15 protein-coding genes are annotated in these 15,507 nt (G+C 60.7%); 7 read left to right on the plus strand and 8 right to left on the minus strand.

The window, feature by feature from the left end; genetic code table 11:
* The first annotated feature begins 207 nt into the window (after positions 1 to 207).
* Positions 208 to 939, plus strand: a complete 732-nt coding sequence (locus GG26_RS00365; protein ID WP_083759154.1) for a protein-L-isoaspartate(D-aspartate) O-methyltransferase — start codon at positions 208 to 210, stop codon at positions 937 to 939.
* Here GG26_RS00365 and GG26_RS00370 read toward each other — a convergent pair.
* Positions 936 to 1,688 carry a glycerophosphodiester phosphodiesterase gene (locus GG26_RS00370; protein ID WP_011429793.1) on the minus strand — a complete coding sequence of 251 codons (753 nt, stop codon included), beginning with the start codon at positions 1,686 to 1,688 and terminating at the stop codon, positions 936 to 938. The genes GG26_RS00365 and GG26_RS00370 overlap by 4 nt on opposite strands.
* Between GG26_RS00370 and GG26_RS00375 the strand changes: the two genes are divergently transcribed.
* Positions 1,687 to 1,872, plus strand: a complete 186-nt coding sequence (locus tag GG26_RS00375; RefSeq protein WP_011429792.1) for a hypothetical protein — start codon at positions 1,687 to 1,689, stop codon at positions 1,870 to 1,872. The genes GG26_RS00370 and GG26_RS00375 overlap by 2 nt on opposite strands.
* On the opposite strand, the gene GG26_RS00380 is transcribed toward GG26_RS00375, so the two are convergent.
* The 5 genes from GG26_RS00380 to GG26_RS00400 form a co-directional block, all read right to left on the minus strand.
* The gene (locus GG26_RS00380; RefSeq protein WP_369781487.1) at positions 1,869 to 2,438 is read right to left on the minus strand and encodes a peroxiredoxin; all 570 of its coding nucleotides are present in this window, start codon (positions 2,436 to 2,438) and stop codon (positions 1,869 to 1,871) included. The two genes, GG26_RS00375 and GG26_RS00380, sit on opposite strands and share 4 nt — an antisense overlap.
* Before the next feature lie 41 nt (positions 2,439 to 2,479).
* Positions 2,480 to 2,989 (minus strand): GNAT family N-acetyltransferase, encoded by a 510-nt coding sequence (locus GG26_RS00385; RefSeq protein WP_228375439.1) that lies wholly within the window; start codon positions 2,987 to 2,989, stop codon positions 2,480 to 2,482.
* A gap of 332 nt (positions 2,990 to 3,321) precedes the next feature.
* A complete protein-coding gene (locus GG26_RS00390) occupies positions 3,322 to 3,468 on the minus strand; it encodes a hypothetical protein (RefSeq protein ID WP_011429789.1) in 147 nt (48 codons plus the stop codon).
* A gap of 808 nt (positions 3,469 to 4,276) precedes the next feature.
* A complete protein-coding gene (locus GG26_RS00395) occupies positions 4,277 to 4,993 on the minus strand; it encodes a precorrin-2 C(20)-methyltransferase (protein WP_099812307.1) in 717 nt (238 codons plus the stop codon).
* A 20-nt stretch (positions 4,994 to 5,013) separates the two neighbouring features.
* The gene (locus GG26_RS00400) at positions 5,014 to 5,430 is read right to left on the minus strand and encodes an STAS domain-containing protein (protein WP_255322534.1); all 417 of its coding nucleotides are present in this window, start codon (positions 5,428 to 5,430) and stop codon (positions 5,014 to 5,016) included.
* A gap of 225 nt (positions 5,431 to 5,655) precedes the next feature.
* Between GG26_RS00400 and GG26_RS00405 the strand changes: the two genes are divergently transcribed.
* The 4 genes from GG26_RS00405 to GG26_RS00420 all read left to right on the plus strand — a co-directional run bounded on the left by GG26_RS00405 (position 5,656) and on the right by GG26_RS00420 (position 11,999).
* Entirely contained in the window at positions 5,656 to 10,554 is a 4,899-nt protein-coding gene (locus GG26_RS00405) for a translocation/assembly module TamB domain-containing protein (protein WP_414388312.1), read from the plus strand.
* A 305-nt stretch (positions 10,555 to 10,859) separates the two neighbouring features.
* Positions 10,860 to 11,153, plus strand: coding sequence for a nucleotidyltransferase family protein (locus GG26_RS00410; protein ID WP_011429785.1), 294 nt, complete (start codon positions 10,860 to 10,862; stop codon positions 11,151 to 11,153).
* The gene (locus GG26_RS00415) at positions 11,143 to 11,496 is read left to right on the plus strand and encodes a DUF86 domain-containing protein (protein ID WP_011429784.1); all 354 of its coding nucleotides are present in this window, start codon (positions 11,143 to 11,145) and stop codon (positions 11,494 to 11,496) included. The genes GG26_RS00410 and GG26_RS00415 overlap by 11 nt, the downstream gene beginning before the upstream one ends.
* 290 nt (positions 11,497 to 11,786) lie before the next feature.
* Positions 11,787 to 11,999 carry a nucleotidyltransferase family protein gene (locus GG26_RS00420; protein WP_255322556.1) on the plus strand — a complete coding sequence of 71 codons (213 nt, stop codon included), beginning with the start codon at positions 11,787 to 11,789 and terminating at the stop codon, positions 11,997 to 11,999.
* Between the two features lie 35 nt (positions 12,000 to 12,034).
* Here the strand turns inward: GG26_RS00420 and GG26_RS00425 are convergent, their stop codons facing one another.
* Positions 12,035 to 12,346, minus strand: a complete 312-nt coding sequence (locus GG26_RS00425) for a Mo-dependent nitrogenase C-terminal domain-containing protein (RefSeq protein WP_414388316.1) — start codon at positions 12,344 to 12,346, stop codon at positions 12,035 to 12,037.
* Positions 12,347 to 12,930: 584 nt separating this feature from the next.
* Between GG26_RS00425 and bchB the strand changes: the two genes are divergently transcribed.
* Entirely contained in the window at positions 12,931 to 14,463 is a 1,533-nt protein-coding gene (gene bchB, locus GG26_RS00430; RefSeq protein ID WP_099887224.1) for a ferredoxin:protochlorophyllide reductase (ATP-dependent) subunit B, read from the plus strand.
* On the opposite strand, the gene GG26_RS00435 is transcribed toward bchB, so the two are convergent.
* Positions 14,429 to 15,385: a tocopherol cyclase family protein gene (locus GG26_RS00435; protein WP_414388319.1), complete on the minus strand. Its 957-nt coding sequence runs from the start codon at positions 15,383 to 15,385 to the stop codon at positions 14,429 to 14,431. The two genes, bchB and GG26_RS00435, sit on opposite strands and share 35 nt — an antisense overlap.
* Between the last annotated feature and the right edge of the window lie 122 nt (positions 15,386 to 15,507).

Genomic DNA, 15,507 nt, shown 5'->3' on the forward strand with positions numbered 1-15,507 from the left:
GGGCTAGCTGTAGCCGGTAGATCCTTGCGGCTAAGTCGTGCACAAGAGGAGTTTCCATCCCCTTGCGGGAAGGGGTAGGGGAAAAAGCCTGATTAAAGCTGGAAGTCTTTTGGAAAGTAGGCCAGGATCGAGTTGAGGGATCCCAAGTGACGGCGCAGCGTTCCCGGAAAATCCCGGCAAGCTGTTAGCTTTGGAGGTTGTGCGCCAATGGTAAAGTTGTTCTCGTCTCTTTTTAAGAGGACTTCTGACTCCTTGGCTGGGATCCCGGCTGCCGAGTTGGGCGCTCCTCAGTCCTGTGCCGGCGATAGTGGCATGGATCCCTGGGCTGGCCAACGGGAGCGGATGGTGAGGGAGCAGATCTTGCAGCGAGGGATCCGCGATCCCCGGGTGCTGGAGGCAATGCGCAAGGTGCCGCGCCACCTTTTCGTTCCCCCGGAGCTGCGGGAGCGCGCCTACAGGGATTGCCCGCTGCCCATTGGCTACGGCCAGACGATTTCTCAGCCCTATATTGTCGCCTTTATGACTGAGGCGGCCCGCCTCACCCCTGAGTCGGTGGTGCTGGAAATCGGCACCGGATCCGGCTATCAGGCGGCCATTTTGGCCGAGCTGGCCCGGCAAGTATATAGCCTGGAGCGGCTGGCTCCCTTGGCCGCCCGCGCTCAGCAAACCCTGGCCTCCTTGGGCTACCGCAACGTGGAGGTGCGCCAGGGAGATGGCTATCAGGGTTGGCCGGAACACGCCCCCTACGACGCCATCGTGGTGACGGCAGCCCCCCCAACCCTGCCGACGCTGCTGCTGGATCAACTGGCGGTGGGAGGTACCCTGGTGGTGCCGGTGGGCGAAAGCCAGGGATTCCAATCCTTGCTGATCCTCCACAAAACCCCGGAGGGGGTGGTGCAAAAGGGGGCCTTCCCAGTGCAATTTGTGCCCATGGTTTAGTCTTCTGCGGCCAGCCAGAGCTGGCGGCGAATTTGCAGCGCCAACTGAGGGTGGTCGGTGATCAGCCCCCGCACCGGCGGCTCCTCCCCAGACGGGCGCAAACAGAAGGCCATGATCTCCGGATCGTTGACCGTCCAGACGTAGAGCGGGATCCTGGCTTGGGCCGCCGCCGCCAAAAACGGCAGGTCCAGCCAAGAGTAATGGGGGGCGAGAAAATCCGCTCCCACCTCGCGGCAGTAGGTCAAGAGGGATCCCTTCTCTCCCTCCGGCTGCGCCTCCACCAACAGGCCAACCTGGGGGGCAGCCCCTCCCAGAAGGGCTTTCACCCGTTGCGCCACCTGGGGCAAAAAAGAGGTGATCACACACTCTGCAGGGGTCAAGAGCTTGCCGATGAGGGCGAGGATCTGTTCTTCGTAGCCCGCCTCTTTCAGCTCGATATCGAGGGCAATCCTGCCCCTGACGTGGAGCAGCGCTTCTTCCAAGCTGGGGATCGTGGGCTTGCGGGCGCGGATCTCCGCCCAAGTGAGCGCCGCCAGCGGCTGCCCCTCCAGCTCGGCATCGTGAAAAACCAGCGGGATCCCGTCGCGGCTGCGGCGCACGTCCAGCTCGATCCCGTCGGCCCCGCCTTCGATGGCCGCCGCAAAAGCGGCCAGGGTATTCTCCTCGGCGTGGGTGTGATCCCCGCGGTGGGCGACAATCCGGGTGGGAAAGCGATAGTCTGGAGGAGTTGAAATAATCTCTCTAGCCATGGACACAGCTGCAATTGCCGCCTTCAAAGAGCGCATCAAGCGCATTCGCGAGCGCCGGCCCACCTTGGTCAAGCTTTTGGAAAAGCCAGACCTGGGCAGCTTGCGGGTCGATGTCAATCAAGCCTTGGAGGAGATCGACGAGCTGCTGCAGGAGTTCGAGCAGACCTTTGGCCCCCAGGACTAGCCAGCCTGGGCGAGCTCTTGCAGTTGGGCCAAGACCTCGGCACTGTGCCGAGAGGGGTTGACAATCGGGTCGATGGCCCGCAGGATCCCCTCAGGATCGATCAAAAAAGTGTTGCGCAGGGCCATCTCCCCCGTCCAGGAGCCGTAGGCGCGGCTAACCGTGCCCTCAGGATCCGAAAGCAGAGGAAATTGCAGCCCCTCTGCCGAGCAAAACCGTCGGTGCGAGTCCACCGAGTCGGCGCTCACGCCCACAATCTCCGCTCCCAGCGTCCGAAACTTGGGCAGATCCTGCTGGAAGCGGCGCGCCTCGATGGTACACCCGGCAGTGAAGTCGCGGGGATAGAAGTAGAGCACCACCCACTTGCCGCGAAAATCCGCCAGCCGCCGCACCTGGCCCGACTGATCCGGCAGCTCAAATTCCGGCGCCGGCGCCCCGATCTGCGGCAGGGGGGTGGTGCCCCACTGGGCCAAAGCGGGCTGAACCCCTGCCCAGCTCACCAGCAAAGCCGTAAACAACCCCACAAGGCCCAACCAGCGCCAGCTCCTGCCCCCTTCCTCGATAACCACTGCAACACCTCTCCAGCTTTCTAGCTCTAGTTTACATAACTTCACGGCAGCCACTTGCAGAGCAAAAGCTGGGGTGGGATCCCCAGCCAATGCCAAAGTTGAGAGGTGCGCTGGATGGGAGTGTAGCGCAGTTGGGCGTAGAGCTGCCGGGCGGCCAGATTGTCTTCCACCACGTGCAGATACAACTGGTGATAGCCCCAACCTTGCACCACTCCTTCGGCGCTGAGCAAAAGCTGCCGCGCGATCCCGCGCCGCCGCCAAGGGGGCAACACCGCCAAGTTGGCCAGATAGGGATACTTCCCATGGGCCATCGCCCGCAAGGAGATCTCGGCAGTGGCCACCACCTCGCATCCCACCGCAGCCGCCAGGCAGCAGTAGTGCGGATCCCTGGCCGCCAGCTTGAGGCGCAAATCCTCGCGGATGCCCAACTTGTGAATCGGGTGGAGCCAGCGCTGCAGACCCAAGGGCGGGTAAAAGACCTGGGCAAGAACCTCGGCCACGGGCTCCAAATCACCTAGCGTGACGGGATAGACCACGAGGGAGGGCAACACAGAGGAAAACAGGGCGTTCAAGCATCTGTTGCAAGCGTCCTTGCTATTTTCGCAGAGAAGCGGCAAGCAGCTCGCAGCCAACAAGAAGTGGCGGCAACCCCACCGGCACCGCCACTGAACCGACAAAACTTGAGTGGAGGGGAAACCACCCACCCCCATGCACGTCACCTGCATCCAAACTTAGCTGTCTCTTCACTTATTCGATTGTTCTGAGCTCACCCCCCTCTGCTCAATTGACGGGGAGAGTAGAACAGCCACCTGACGAACCAACTTTTGAAGCTCTGCTCCCGAGGGTTGAAGTGCCAAAACCTGACCCGCTCTCGCACTGTGCCCTACAGCTCCCCAGCATAGCGAGCTGAGCCTTTGGCGCGATAGACATCATCGGTAATGGGCTGGTAACCTACTTCAACCAGATCAGACTTGGCAGGCGTGAACACGCGGATAACTGCTCTAGCAATTTTCGAGAGAAAGGCAAGCATAAAAACCTCCTCCAAGCGAGCGTGAAACTATGAACTGGGCGAACCCAAAATTGCTAAAGCCCGCAGCCCTTACTCTACTGAGCAGAGTCCTGATTCGCCAGAGTCTGCAGGGGGGAGCACCTGAACCCGACCGAGCATCGGTTTTCCACCTCTTCCTTGATCCTAAACGGAGACTCGAAATAGCAGGCCGGCATCCCTTAAACGGGTAAGACCGCTCGCCATCTTGCCATCTCACCAGAGGTAAACGACCCCTTATCGTTGCAGCGGCTGACCTCAACAGACCCGACCGCTATTTGATTTAGCTCCCATGTCCCTTCTTCGGAAGAAAACCTGTCGTAGGTGCCAGGTGCTCCTCTGGGCAAGACAACCGCTTGCTATAGAAACCTGCCGGCGCAACGGATCGGAAGTTTGCACGAGATTGGATCAAAACGTTGACCGACAGGAAGCTTTGAGCTTGGGCAGATTGCAGGCTGGTGTCTCGCCTTTGAGATGAAGCTGAGATATTATCCTCCTTGCTTGAATCACTACATTTCTAATCTAGCTTGGGTCAAATCCCTCTACAATGGCTGGCAACTGTTCTTAACAGTCTAGGTCATTTCTTTAATCGTTCTTCCCATATTTCTTCAACATAGGTCTCCAGTAGATCTTGCAGTCGGATCCTCTGCCCTTTTCCAGAAGAAAGGTCTACTTTTTAGAAACTTTCCAGAAAGCAGGGGGGCTGGATCCCCAGCTCAGCCGAGGATTTGACCGAGACCACTCGACCCGGCCTCGGTGGGCCTCCCCCTTCAGGCGGGTGTCGGGGAGAACTTCAATTCCGGGGCCGAGAGCGCAGGATCAGCAGGGAAAAGTAGGGGGGGCGATAGTCGGCCAATCCTTCTAGGGTGGGGAAGAGAGCTTGCTGGGGCCAACCGGCCCAAACCACCAAGCTGGCCTGCTGTAGCCAACCTCTTGCCGCTAGCCACTGCCAAACCTGAGGATAGACGGGGGCCACTTTCATCAGCACAACCACGTCGGCCCAGGTGCAGGCCTTCTCCAGCTCCGTCAGGGCAAAAAGAGCAGGCAAAATCGCCAATTTCTCGGAGCCGAGCGCCAAAGGGGATCCCAGAGCGGCAGCGGCGGCAAGAGGAGAGCACACCCCCGGTATGGCCTGGATGGGCAAGTCGGGGATCCGCTGCCGCAGGGCTTGGGACAGGTAGGCAAAGGTGCTGTAGAGGCCCACATCCCCTTCGCAGACAAAGGCCACATCTTCTCCTCGCTCCAGAGGCGGGGCCAGTTGCTCGGCAGCCGCTTGCCAGGCCGCCTGCAGCAGCTCGACTTGGGTAACAAAGGGCAGATGCAGCGGCAACAGGGTTTGTTCCGGTCGCAGCCAAGGGCGCACGATTTGGTAAGCTAGGCCCGGCTGGCCGGCGGCGTTCTGGGGGCAGGCCACCCACCTGACGGCGCCGAGGATGCGGGCTGCTTTGAGGGTGAGCCACTCGGGATCCCCGGCCCCGGCGCTAATGCCCCAAAAAGTCCCCAGGCCCATGGTGGAGCTTGTCCGCCAGCTCAGGAAGCTTGGCCGTCTGGCCCCTCAGGCCTTGCCTCGGCGGCGTCGGGGCGAGTGTCAGGCTCTGGACGTCCCCCACCTTCTGCGGCCAGATGATCGAGGGCCTCTTGGAGCGAGTTGCGCAAGGACAAAAACTTCTCTAGCCGCACCAGTTTCACCGTTTGGGTGATGCGGGGGTTGCTCACCACCTGAAAGATGCCCCCACGGCTCTGGGCCAGCTTGGCCAATTGCACCAGGGCACCGACGCCAGAGCTATCGATGAAGTCGATCCCCGTCAAATCCAGGATGAGATTGGGGGATCCCTCTTCTAGGTATTTGGTGACCACCTTAACGAAGACCGGCTCAGAAAAGGCATCCAGAAGGCCCGTCAGGTAAAAGACCTGGCAGTTCTCCAGCGCTTCGTGGCTGCCGCGCAAGCTGACCGTCAGAGACAGAGGTTCCGGAATGGCTTTTCTCCTTTTATCTATCTCGACAGAGGGTTGAGGCCCGATCTCGGGCGTGGAGATAGCTTAGCATCCCTACTCCCTTGGCGAGACGGTATTTTTCCGCGGGCAGGGGATTGCGGCTGGGGGCAGGGATCCCTGCTTTTTGGCCCCTCGTGGCAAGGCGGGAGTCCTTGGGTAGGATGGGGGCAGTTTTTGATGTTCCCCAAGGAGGCCGGCCTGCGGGCCAGACAGGGCTTCTCAAGTGGGGTGGTTGGGATCCCTGAGGGGCGAGCGTTGGGAGAGGATCGGCAGGAGCAAGAGGGGCAGCGGCGACGCTTTTCCCTTCCCCCCGGCACCTGGATGGGGGCGGGGCTGGGTTTGGGCTTGACGGCTGCCGCTTTTGGGGCTGCCTGGGGAATCGGGGCCTACTTTCAAGATCGGGTGCTGCCCCAGGTGGAAGCTACCCTCTCGCAGGCGATGCGCCGGCAGGTGGAATTGGGGGAGGTAAGGTTTGTAGCCCCTTGGCAGGTGAGGCTAGGGGAAAGCCACATCGAACATCTGGCCAGCATCGGCTCCATCGACCTCAGCCCCGACTTCTGGACCTGGCTGCAGACGGGGGAGTGGGTGCTCAATATTACCCTGAATCAGCCGCAACTGCTGCTGATGGAGACGCTGGATCGCGGCTGGGCAGACGTGCAGTTTCAACTGCCAGAAGGCGAGGGATCCCTGCCCTTGCAGGGGCTGAACATCCGTTTGCAGGGGGGATCCCTGACGGCTATTCCCTTAGTGGGAGAGCGGCGCCGGTTTGAGCAGTTGCAGGGCCAGGCGCAGGTGTGGCTGAGTGCCCCGCCGGGGGAGGAGGGAGGGGGTCGGGCCAGTTTCCAGCTCTCGGCGGCGCTGCGCTCTCTGGAGGGGGAAGGGGGCTACCCCCTGCAGCTCCGGGGGGTGGCGGATTTCGCCCAGGCTTCTGGCTCGGTGACGCTGGCCGCTCGGCGCCTGCCTTTGGAGCTGCTGCCCAGCGTCTTGCCGGCGGCGCCCTTGACTGAGGTGGAAGGGGAAGCCAGTCTGGATCTGCAAGTCCTCTGGGGAGGAGAACGCCCTTGGGAGTTGACGGGGCAAGCCCAGGTTCAGCAGGCGCGGCTGGGGCTGGAGAGGTTGCCCCATCCTTTTGAAGAGGTGAAGGGCTCCGTTCGCTTTACCCTAGAGGAGCTGGAACTGCAGGGGGTGAGCGGTCGTTTTGGCCAGCTTGCTTTTGAAGATCTCAACGGCTCCATTGTCTTCGGCGACAAGGAGGGATTGGATCTGCAAGCCGCTATTGCCCCGGCCAGCCTGCAGCAGATCCAGGAGACTTTCAACGTTGAGCTGCCGGCGGAAGGGGTGGTGGCGGGATCCCTGAGGGTCACCGGGCCGCTGAATGGGCCGCAGATCCAAGGGCAGTTGCGAGGGATCTCGCCGGGGCGGGTGGATCGCCTGCCGGTGCCGGAATATGCTTTTGGCTTCCGCTTGGCCGATCAAACCTTGGCCTTTGAGGAAATCGACCTGAAGGCCGCCGGCGGGCGGATCCAGGGATCCGGACAACTGCAATGGGCTGCCGGCTTAGCAGGCCGGTTCGATCTCCAGGTCACCGGGGCCGATGTAGAGCAGGTGCTGGCTCTCTACGACCTCAACCTGCCGCGGCGGGGCGAGCTGGGGCCGGTAAGTGCCCAGGTGCAGGTGGCGCTGGCGGGATCCCGGCCCCAGGTGGAGGCCACCTGGACAACCCAAGGAGGAGAGATTGCCGGCAGAGGACAGCTGCAGATCTTGCCCGAGGCCGAGGGGTGGGCGGTACAGGTGCCGCAGGCGGTGTTGGAGCTGGGCGGGGGCCGGGCCCAGGTGGCGGGGCGGTGGGCGGGAGGGCAAGTCCAAGCCCAAGTGGCTCCCCAGGATCTGCCGCTGGCCTTTTTTAACCCGCAGTGGCCGGGATCCCTCTCTGGTGAGCTGATGGCGCAGGTGGACACAGGGGAGGCGGCGGAGGTGGGTTTCCTGGCGGCGTTGCGGGCGCAAGGGTCGCTAGCCCTGTCCCAGCCTTTGGGAGAGAGGGGAGTGCAATGGGTTGACGGCATCCGCGGCCAGGTAGCTTGGGAAGGATCTGGCTTGCGTATCCAGCAGGCAGAGATCTTGGCCGACACCGCCCGCTTGGCCAGAGTAGAGGGAGAGATCCCGGTGGATCCCCAGACGCTGCAGGTGGGATCCCTGGACCTGAGCTTTGCCGCTGACGGGATCCCCCTGGCGGAAGTGCCCGGCCTGCCGCCACTGCTGCAGGGGGTGCTGCAGGGATCCGGGCAGATCCGCGGCTCTCCGGACAACCTGCAGGTGGCTGGCGAGGCGCAGTTGCGCGGCTTGCAGGTGGGGGAGGTGGCCTTTGCCGACTTGGCCGGGCCCTTTAGCTGGTCTGCCCAGGGGACGGCGGTGGAGCTAGTGGGGGCGCGGGAGCGGCTGGCGCTGCAGTTGGATCCCCAGTTTCGGCCTGTGCAATTCCAGGTGCGGCGGGGCGAGGCGGAAGTGCGCGGCCAACGCCAGCAAGATGAACTGCAGGTGACGGCAAGCCAGTTGCCGCTGGCTTTGCTGGGAGGGTTGGCTGCCGGGCCCTGGGCTGGCCTGGGCGGAACCCTCAATGGGGAGGTGGCGCTTGACCTGGCCAGTGGCGCCGCTCGAGGTCGAGCTGCGGTCGAGGGGCTGCGGCTAGGCGATCTCGCGGTGCAGGGCCTCTCAGTGGATTTCGATTATCGCCCCAGCGACGACTCCCGCCCCGCTCGCCTGACCCTTGCCCAAGCCCAACTGGAGCTGTTCGAGAGCCTCTACACCGCCAGCGGCACTTTGGAGCTGCCGGCAACCTCTCTCCAGGCTGCTTTGGATCCCACCTCGGAAGTCCCCATTCCCCAAATCGACCTGCAGATCAGCACCCGTCAAGGCCGCTTGGAAGATATCGTCTCTACTTTCAAGTGGCGGGAGTGGAGCGATATCACCAGCCGCGGTTTTCGGCTGCCACCTTTGGGCCCTGCCGCTGTGTTAGAGACAGAGCCGGTCGGCCTGCCCGGCTATCCGCTGCTGCAACAACTGGAGTACTACGCCCAGATCCTGGCCGCCCACCTGGGGGCCCTGACCAGCCGTATGGATCCCCGCATCCCGCCGCCCACCAGCCTGCAGGGGGAATTTCAGGCCAGCGTCAGCCTGGTCGGCAACCTCAACCGGCCCAGCGTCAGCTTTCAGCTCGAGGGCCAGAATTGGCAGGCCCAGGAGTTCAGCATCGAGAGCCTCACCGCCAGCGGCAGCCTGGTCGAAGGGGCGGTGGTGCTGCAGCCGCTGCTGTTGCGCAGTGGCGAACGCCAGGCCCTGTTCTCTGGCAAGGTGGGCCTGGAGGAACAGTCGGGATCCCTGCAAATCCAAGCATTTCCTCTGGCTTTGCTGGATCGCTTCCTGCCGGACGAGCTGGAGCTGCAGGGAGATCTCAACCTGGATGTGGAACTGGCAGGCAACCTGCGGGATCCCCGGGCCCGCGGCTCCCTGACGGTGGTCAACGCCCAGATCAACCAGGTGCCGCTGCGGGAGGTGGGGGGACAATTTGACTACAACCAGGGTCAACTGCGCCTGGAGGGCGCCCTGCTGGCCAACGGCGACGAGCCGATCCGCCTTTCCGGCCTGGTGCCCTACACCCTGCCCTTTGCGGAGGTGCGGGCCGCATCGGATCAGATCGACCTCACCCTGCAAGCCGAGAATGGCGGCCTGCGCCTGATCAACCTCCTCACCGACCAGGTGCGCTGGGAAGGCGGCCAAAGCCAACTGGAGCTGGCCATCCGCGGCAGCTTGCGAGAGCCCAGCCTGCAGGGGAACCTCAGCCTTAGCTCCGGGATCCTCAAGTTGGCCGCCCTGCCGGAGCCCATCACCGACCTGACCGGCCAAATTTTCTTTAACCTCAACCAATTGGAGGTGCGGGAGCTGCAGGGCCAGTTGGGGGGCGGATCCCTCTTGGCCAACGGCTTTTTGCCCGTCAACTCCCGCGGCGCCCTGCAGATGGACGAGACCTCGCCACCCCTAACGCTGCAACTGCAAGGGATCCAGCTCACCCTGCCCAACCTCTACACAGGCCGCCTGCAGGGGGAGGTGGTGGTGGGCGGCCTGCTGCTGCGGCCTTTGCTCGAGGGGCGCCTGGAGGTCTCCCAAGGGATCGTAGATGCCAGCCCCCGCCCTGAAAAAGGGGAAGCGGCGGCAGCTCCCGCAGACTCGACTCAGGCGGATCCCTTTTGGCAGCCGCGGCTCAACGGCCTGGAGCTGGTTTTGGGGCCCGGGATCCGCGTGCAGCGGCCCAACCTGTTTGAATTCCACGCCAGCGGCAGCTTGCGTCTGTTCGGCACTCCCCAAGACCTGCGTCCGGCGGGCACCATCGCCCTGGAGCGAGGCCGCGGCAGCCTGCCCATTGCCAACTTTCGCCTGGATCGCTCCCGCCCCAACACCGCCACCTTTGACCTGGACAACCCCTTCGATCCTTTCTTAAACCTGCGCCTGGTGACCCAAGCCTTCGAGGTCTATCGCTTTCCCCAGGATCTGTCCCCCTTCGACACCAACCGCAACCTGCCGGGATCGCAGCAGAGCATCGAGATCTTTGCCAACGTCAACGGGCGGGCCAGCCAGCTTGCGGCTGCGGATCCCCGCAACGGCGTTCTGACCCTTTCCAGCAGCCCCAGCCGCTCCCCCCAAGAGATCGTCGCCCTGTTGGGGGGAACAGCTTTGGCCCAACTCAACCCCGAAGCAGGGGTGGCCGGGCTGGCGGGAACGGCTTTGCTTAACGATGTGTTGGAGACGCTGCGGGACACCCTCGGCTTGGATGAGGTTCGCCTCAGCCCCGTTCCCCAGGTCGATACCCGTGCCCCCAGACGCTCCTCAGTCGGCCTGGCGCTGGAGGTGGCCCGCGATCTGGGGCCGGCTACTTCCATCTCGGTGCAGCGCAACCTGACGGATCCCTTTCAGCCCACCCGCTACAGCGCCCGCTACCGCCTCAACGACCAAACCCTCACCCGTGCCACCACCGACCTCGAGGGCAACAACGTCCTTTCCCTGGAGTTCGAGACCCGCTTCTGACGGGATCCGCTCTGGCCAGACTACGGTTTGTTACATCGTTATTGCTACGCAACGCTGTCGCGAATGCGTCGGCGGCGCAGAGCGCTTGGGTAGTGGCGAGGATCCCTTGGAGAGTGTCTTATATCTGGTTTAAAGTGGCCATAGTTTCTCAACGGCTTTTGGACGGCCAGGGATCCCTTGAACCCGACTTCCTAAAGATAGCTAGAATAAACACCTGCCTGTGTGAGCCTGGAAGATCAAAACAAGCGGCCAACCTGTGTTCCCACTTGGAGAGTTGACAAGTGAATGATCCAATCTGACCAGCCATGAGGAAACAACAAGTATTGCAATTGCTCGGCGAGCAATTTGCCGAGATTCAAAAGCAATTTGGTGTGCGGCGACTGGCCCTGTTTGGCTCAACTGCTCGTGGCGAGGATCAAGCCGGCAGCGACATCGATATCCTAGTTGAATTTATTGGTAAAGCCGACTCCAAGCGTTACTTCGGTCTGCTCTTCTACTTGGAAGACAAACTTGGATGCCCCCTAGACCTTGTGACCGACAAGGCTCTACGCCCCGAACTTCGTCCATTGATAGAAAAAGAAGCAATCTATGTCCCGTGAATGGCGTTTCTACCTAGATGATATGATTGAATTTGCCAAGCGAGTCCTTGAATACACAGAGGGGTACACTCAAGAAGACTTTGAACGGGATCGCCGAACCTATGATGCGACCTTGAGAAACATCGAGTTGATTGGTGAGGCAGCCACTCACATTCCTGCAGAAGTCCGTAACCAGAACGAAAATATTCCTTGGCGACAACTCATTGCCACTCGTAACCGTATCATTCATGCTTATCTTGCTCTAGACAACGACGTTTTGTGGAGTATCATCCAAAGTGACATGCCCCAACTGCTTGACAATTTACAGAAACTAAAGCGTAGTCTCTCCGATTCTCCCTGCTAACCCTAACTTCAGGAGCAACGCCGCCGTTTTCATCCAGTTGGAAACCCCCTCTGACGGGATCCACTCTGGCCAGACTACGGCTTGTTACATCGTTATTGCTACGCAACACTGTCGCGAACGCGCCGGCGGCGCAGAGCGCTTGGGTAGTGGCGAGGATCCCTTGGAGAGTGTCTTATATCTGGTTTAAAGTGGCCATAGTTTCTCAACGGCTTTTGGACGGCCAGGGATCCCTTGAACCCGACTTCCTAAAGATAGCTAGAATAAACACCCGCCGTGTGCGGTGACTGGCCCTGTTTGGCTCAACTGCTCGTGGCGAGGATCAAGCCGGCAGCGACATCGATATCCTAGTTAAATTCATTGGTAAAGTCGACTCCAAGCGTTACTTCAATCTGCTCTTCTACTTGGAAGACAAACTTGGATGCCCCCTCGACCTTGTGGCCGACAAGGCTCTACGCCCCAAACTCCGTCCACTGATGAAAAAAGAAGCAATCTATGTTCCGTGAATACATGTGGAGTATCATCCAAACCGAAAGTCGATCTAGAGGTAGCGGCTGATGTCTTCTCCCTGTTCTGCCAAAAACGACAAAGCCCGGAAGCGCAGCCCTACTACTTGATCGTAGAAGGGGTTGAGCTTGCACATCGGTGGAATGTGCATCAGTTTGTGGCCAAACAACACCACATCTCGCTCGAAAGGACAGCGGGCCGGGATCCACCGACACAAAAAGTGGGCCAAGCGGGGATCCTGAACTTCAATGCTGTCAATTGCCGCTCGAATCGGTTGCAAGGGCGCCTGCAGCCAGTTGCGCAGGCAAGCCGCAGACTTAAGATATGTGACAGTCATGGAATCCATCTGCTCCTGAGGGGCTTTGCGATCACGTTGCCAAGAAATCGTGGTAGAGCCCATGGCCTTTCACCTCAACACCTCAAAGGGTGTTCGCTTTCTCCAGCAGCCACGCCCTTCTGCCCGGGTCTTTGCCCAGGTTTGTATCCAGGGAAACAGAAGAGCCTCTCTCCAGACTCAGTCTGCCTTGGCTGGCCAAAAACTTGCCTGGGTAACCCAAAATCTCTGCTCAAGTTTGTAGAGGTACACATTTTGTATTCAAAAGTTAATCTGTAACGAAAGCTACGGAAATTGGGTTCTTCGCCGGCAAGCTGCCAAGCGGAGTCCAGGGCTGCTGCCCCTATTTCCAGCATGGAACAGGCCTTGAAGTCAGGGTAGAGGGATCCCCGTAATTGTCGCTGTCTTGAAAGGGCCGTTTTGCTTTTGATCGATGATGTTTACAATCGCCGTGGCCGGGAGTTACGGAGGATAACGGCCAAGGGATCCCGGCTGCCGGGCGTTCTACAATGCCAGAAGAGATTTGCAGCGGGTGAGAAGTCGGCGGCGGATTGGGATCCCGGCTCTTGCCTCGGTTTTCATTTGAGAGGCTGTCCATGAAATTGGCCTATTGGATGTACGCTGGCCCCGCCCACATCGGCACGCTGCGGGTGGCCAGTTCTTTCAAAAACGTTCACAGCATCATGCACGCTCCCCTGGGGGACGACTATTTCAACGTGATGCGTTCCATGCTGGAGCGGGAGCGGGACTTTACCCCGGTAACCACCAGCGTCGTTGATCGGCAGGTGTTGGCGCGGGGATCGGACGAGAAGGTGATTCGCAACATCGTCCGTAAAGACGGCGAGGAGCAGCCTGATCTCATTGTGGTTACCCCCACCTGCACCTCCAGCATTTTGCAGGAGGATCTGCATCACTTTGTGCGGCAGGCGCAGTTGTCCAGCCGCTGTGACGTGCTGCTGGCCGATGTCAACCACTATCGGGTCAACGAGTTGCAGGCCGCCGAGCGCACCCTGCACCAGATTGTGGAGTTCTATATCAACAAAGCCCGCAAAAGTGGGGAGTTGAGCGGCCCGCCCCGGAGGACGGAGCGTCCTTCCTGCAACATCCTCGGCATCTCCAGCCTGGGCTTTCACCATGCCCACGATCTGCGGGAGTTGAAAAAGCTGCTCCAGGATCTGGGGATCGAGCTCAATTTGGTGATCCCGCAGGGGGCCAGCGTCCACGATCTCAAGCACCTGGGGCGGGCCTGGTTTAACGTGGTGCCCTACCGGGAACTGGGGCCGATGACGGCTCGCTACCTGCAGGAGCAGTTTGGCACACCTTATGTGGAGATCACCCCCATGGGGGTGGTGGAAACAGCCCGCTTCATCCGCCAGATCCAGCAGGTTCTCAACGAGCAAGGGATCCCGGTGGACTACGAGCCCTACATCCAGGAGCAGACCCTCTACGTTTCCCAGGCGGCTTGGTTCTCCCGCTCCATCGATTGCCAAAATCTGACCGGCAAAAAAGCCGTGGTCTTTGGGGATTGCACCCATGCGGCAGCCATCACCAAGATCCTGGCCCGCGAGATGGGGGTTCATGTGGTCTGGGCGGGCAGCTATTGCACCTACGATGGCGAGTGGTTCCAGGCAGAGGTGGGCGGGTATTGCGATCAGGTGCTGCTGACCGAAGATCACACCCGCGTAGCCGATGCCATTGCCCAGGTGGAGCCTGCCGCCATCTTCGGCACCCAGATGGAGCGGCATGTGGGCAAGCGGCTGCGGATCCCTTGTGGGGTAATCTCGGCGCCCATGCACGTGCAAGATTTTCCCATCGGCTACCGGCCCTTTTTGGGGTATGAGGGCGCCAACCAAATTGTGGACCTAATCTACAACTCCTTTACCCTGGGCATGGAGGATCACCTGCTGGAGGTCTTCGGCGGCCACGACACCAAAGAAGTGATCCACAAGAGCCTGAGCGCCGATTCCGATCTCATCTGGACGCGAGAAGCCCAGGCGGAGCTGAACAAAGTGCCCGGCTTTGTGCGCGGCAAGGTGAAACGCAACACCGAAAAATTTGCCCGCGAGCGTGGCCTGACCGAGATCACCCTAGAGGTTATGTATGCGGCCAAGGAGGCTCTCGGGGCTTGACGGGATCCATCCCAGGGGATGGCAGGTCTGGCCAGCCGATCCACAAATGGAACTCCTGTACAACGCCGCGCACCTGCCAGGATCCCCAGGGATCCACCTGCCAGGTTAGCCGAGCTTGGCCGGGCCGCCACTCCAAAAAAGGCTGGGATCCCCACCCATGCAGGCTGATCAGGGCCACTTCTTCGGGGCGGGTGAGCACCTGCCGCTCAGCTCCGGCACAGGTGAGGCTGAGGCCGGAATGGTTGGGAAAGGCGTTGCACTGGATCCAAAACCAGCGGCGAGGGAAGCTTTGTCCCCAATTTTTTTCGGCGTAGGCGGGAGCCTGCTGAAATGCATAGCGCCTGCCTCTCCACTCCACCCAGCCGCTGGCCAAGCCATGGCTCATGAGGATCTGCCAGCCCGGCTCAAAGATGGGCAGATAAGACCAGGCTCCCATGGTGGCTCGGGGTGGGAGCCCATAGGCAAAACGAGGTTGAATGCGGTAGAGCCAGCGAATGGGCTCAGAGCCCAAGGGATCCGGCAAAATCCCCTGGTTGAGGTGGGCGGTGTATTGGTAGCCGCTGGCGGTGCGCTGGAAGAAGGTGAAGGGATCCTGAAGGCCGCGACAGCCGGGGCCTGGGATCCCTGAGTGCCCCAAGGCCAGATGGGTTGAGCTGGCCCAAAAGCGGCGGGGATTGGGGAAGGTGCGCCAATGCAACTCCTCCTCCGGCCCCAACACCTGAGCCATGCCCCCACGCTTGGGATCGATGGCGTACATGAAGGCAAAGCTAATGGGCGGATCCCCGGGCAAGGTGACGCGGCTGTACCAGCCCTCAAAAAACCGCTCTGTGCAGCCATCCCAGTGATAGCCGGCATGGGGCAGGGATCCCCAATCTGTTGAGTTGTTTTGCCCAGAGCAAGCCGCCGTTGGAGGAAACGCCATTGAGACCTAAGCCATCGCAACAATGATAAACGGAAGTCTATGCTTACCAAAATAATAATTGTATTGTTTCTATATTTATTTGCCCTTAGGATATCAACCAAGCTGAGATTTAAGGATTTCTT

The sequence above is a fragment of the Synechococcus sp. 'PEA 65AY6A-5F PE A' genome (genome assembly GCF_047462575.1).
In the GTDB taxonomy this organism is placed as follows: Bacteria; Cyanobacteriota; Cyanobacteriia; order Thermostichales; family Thermostichaceae; genus Thermostichus.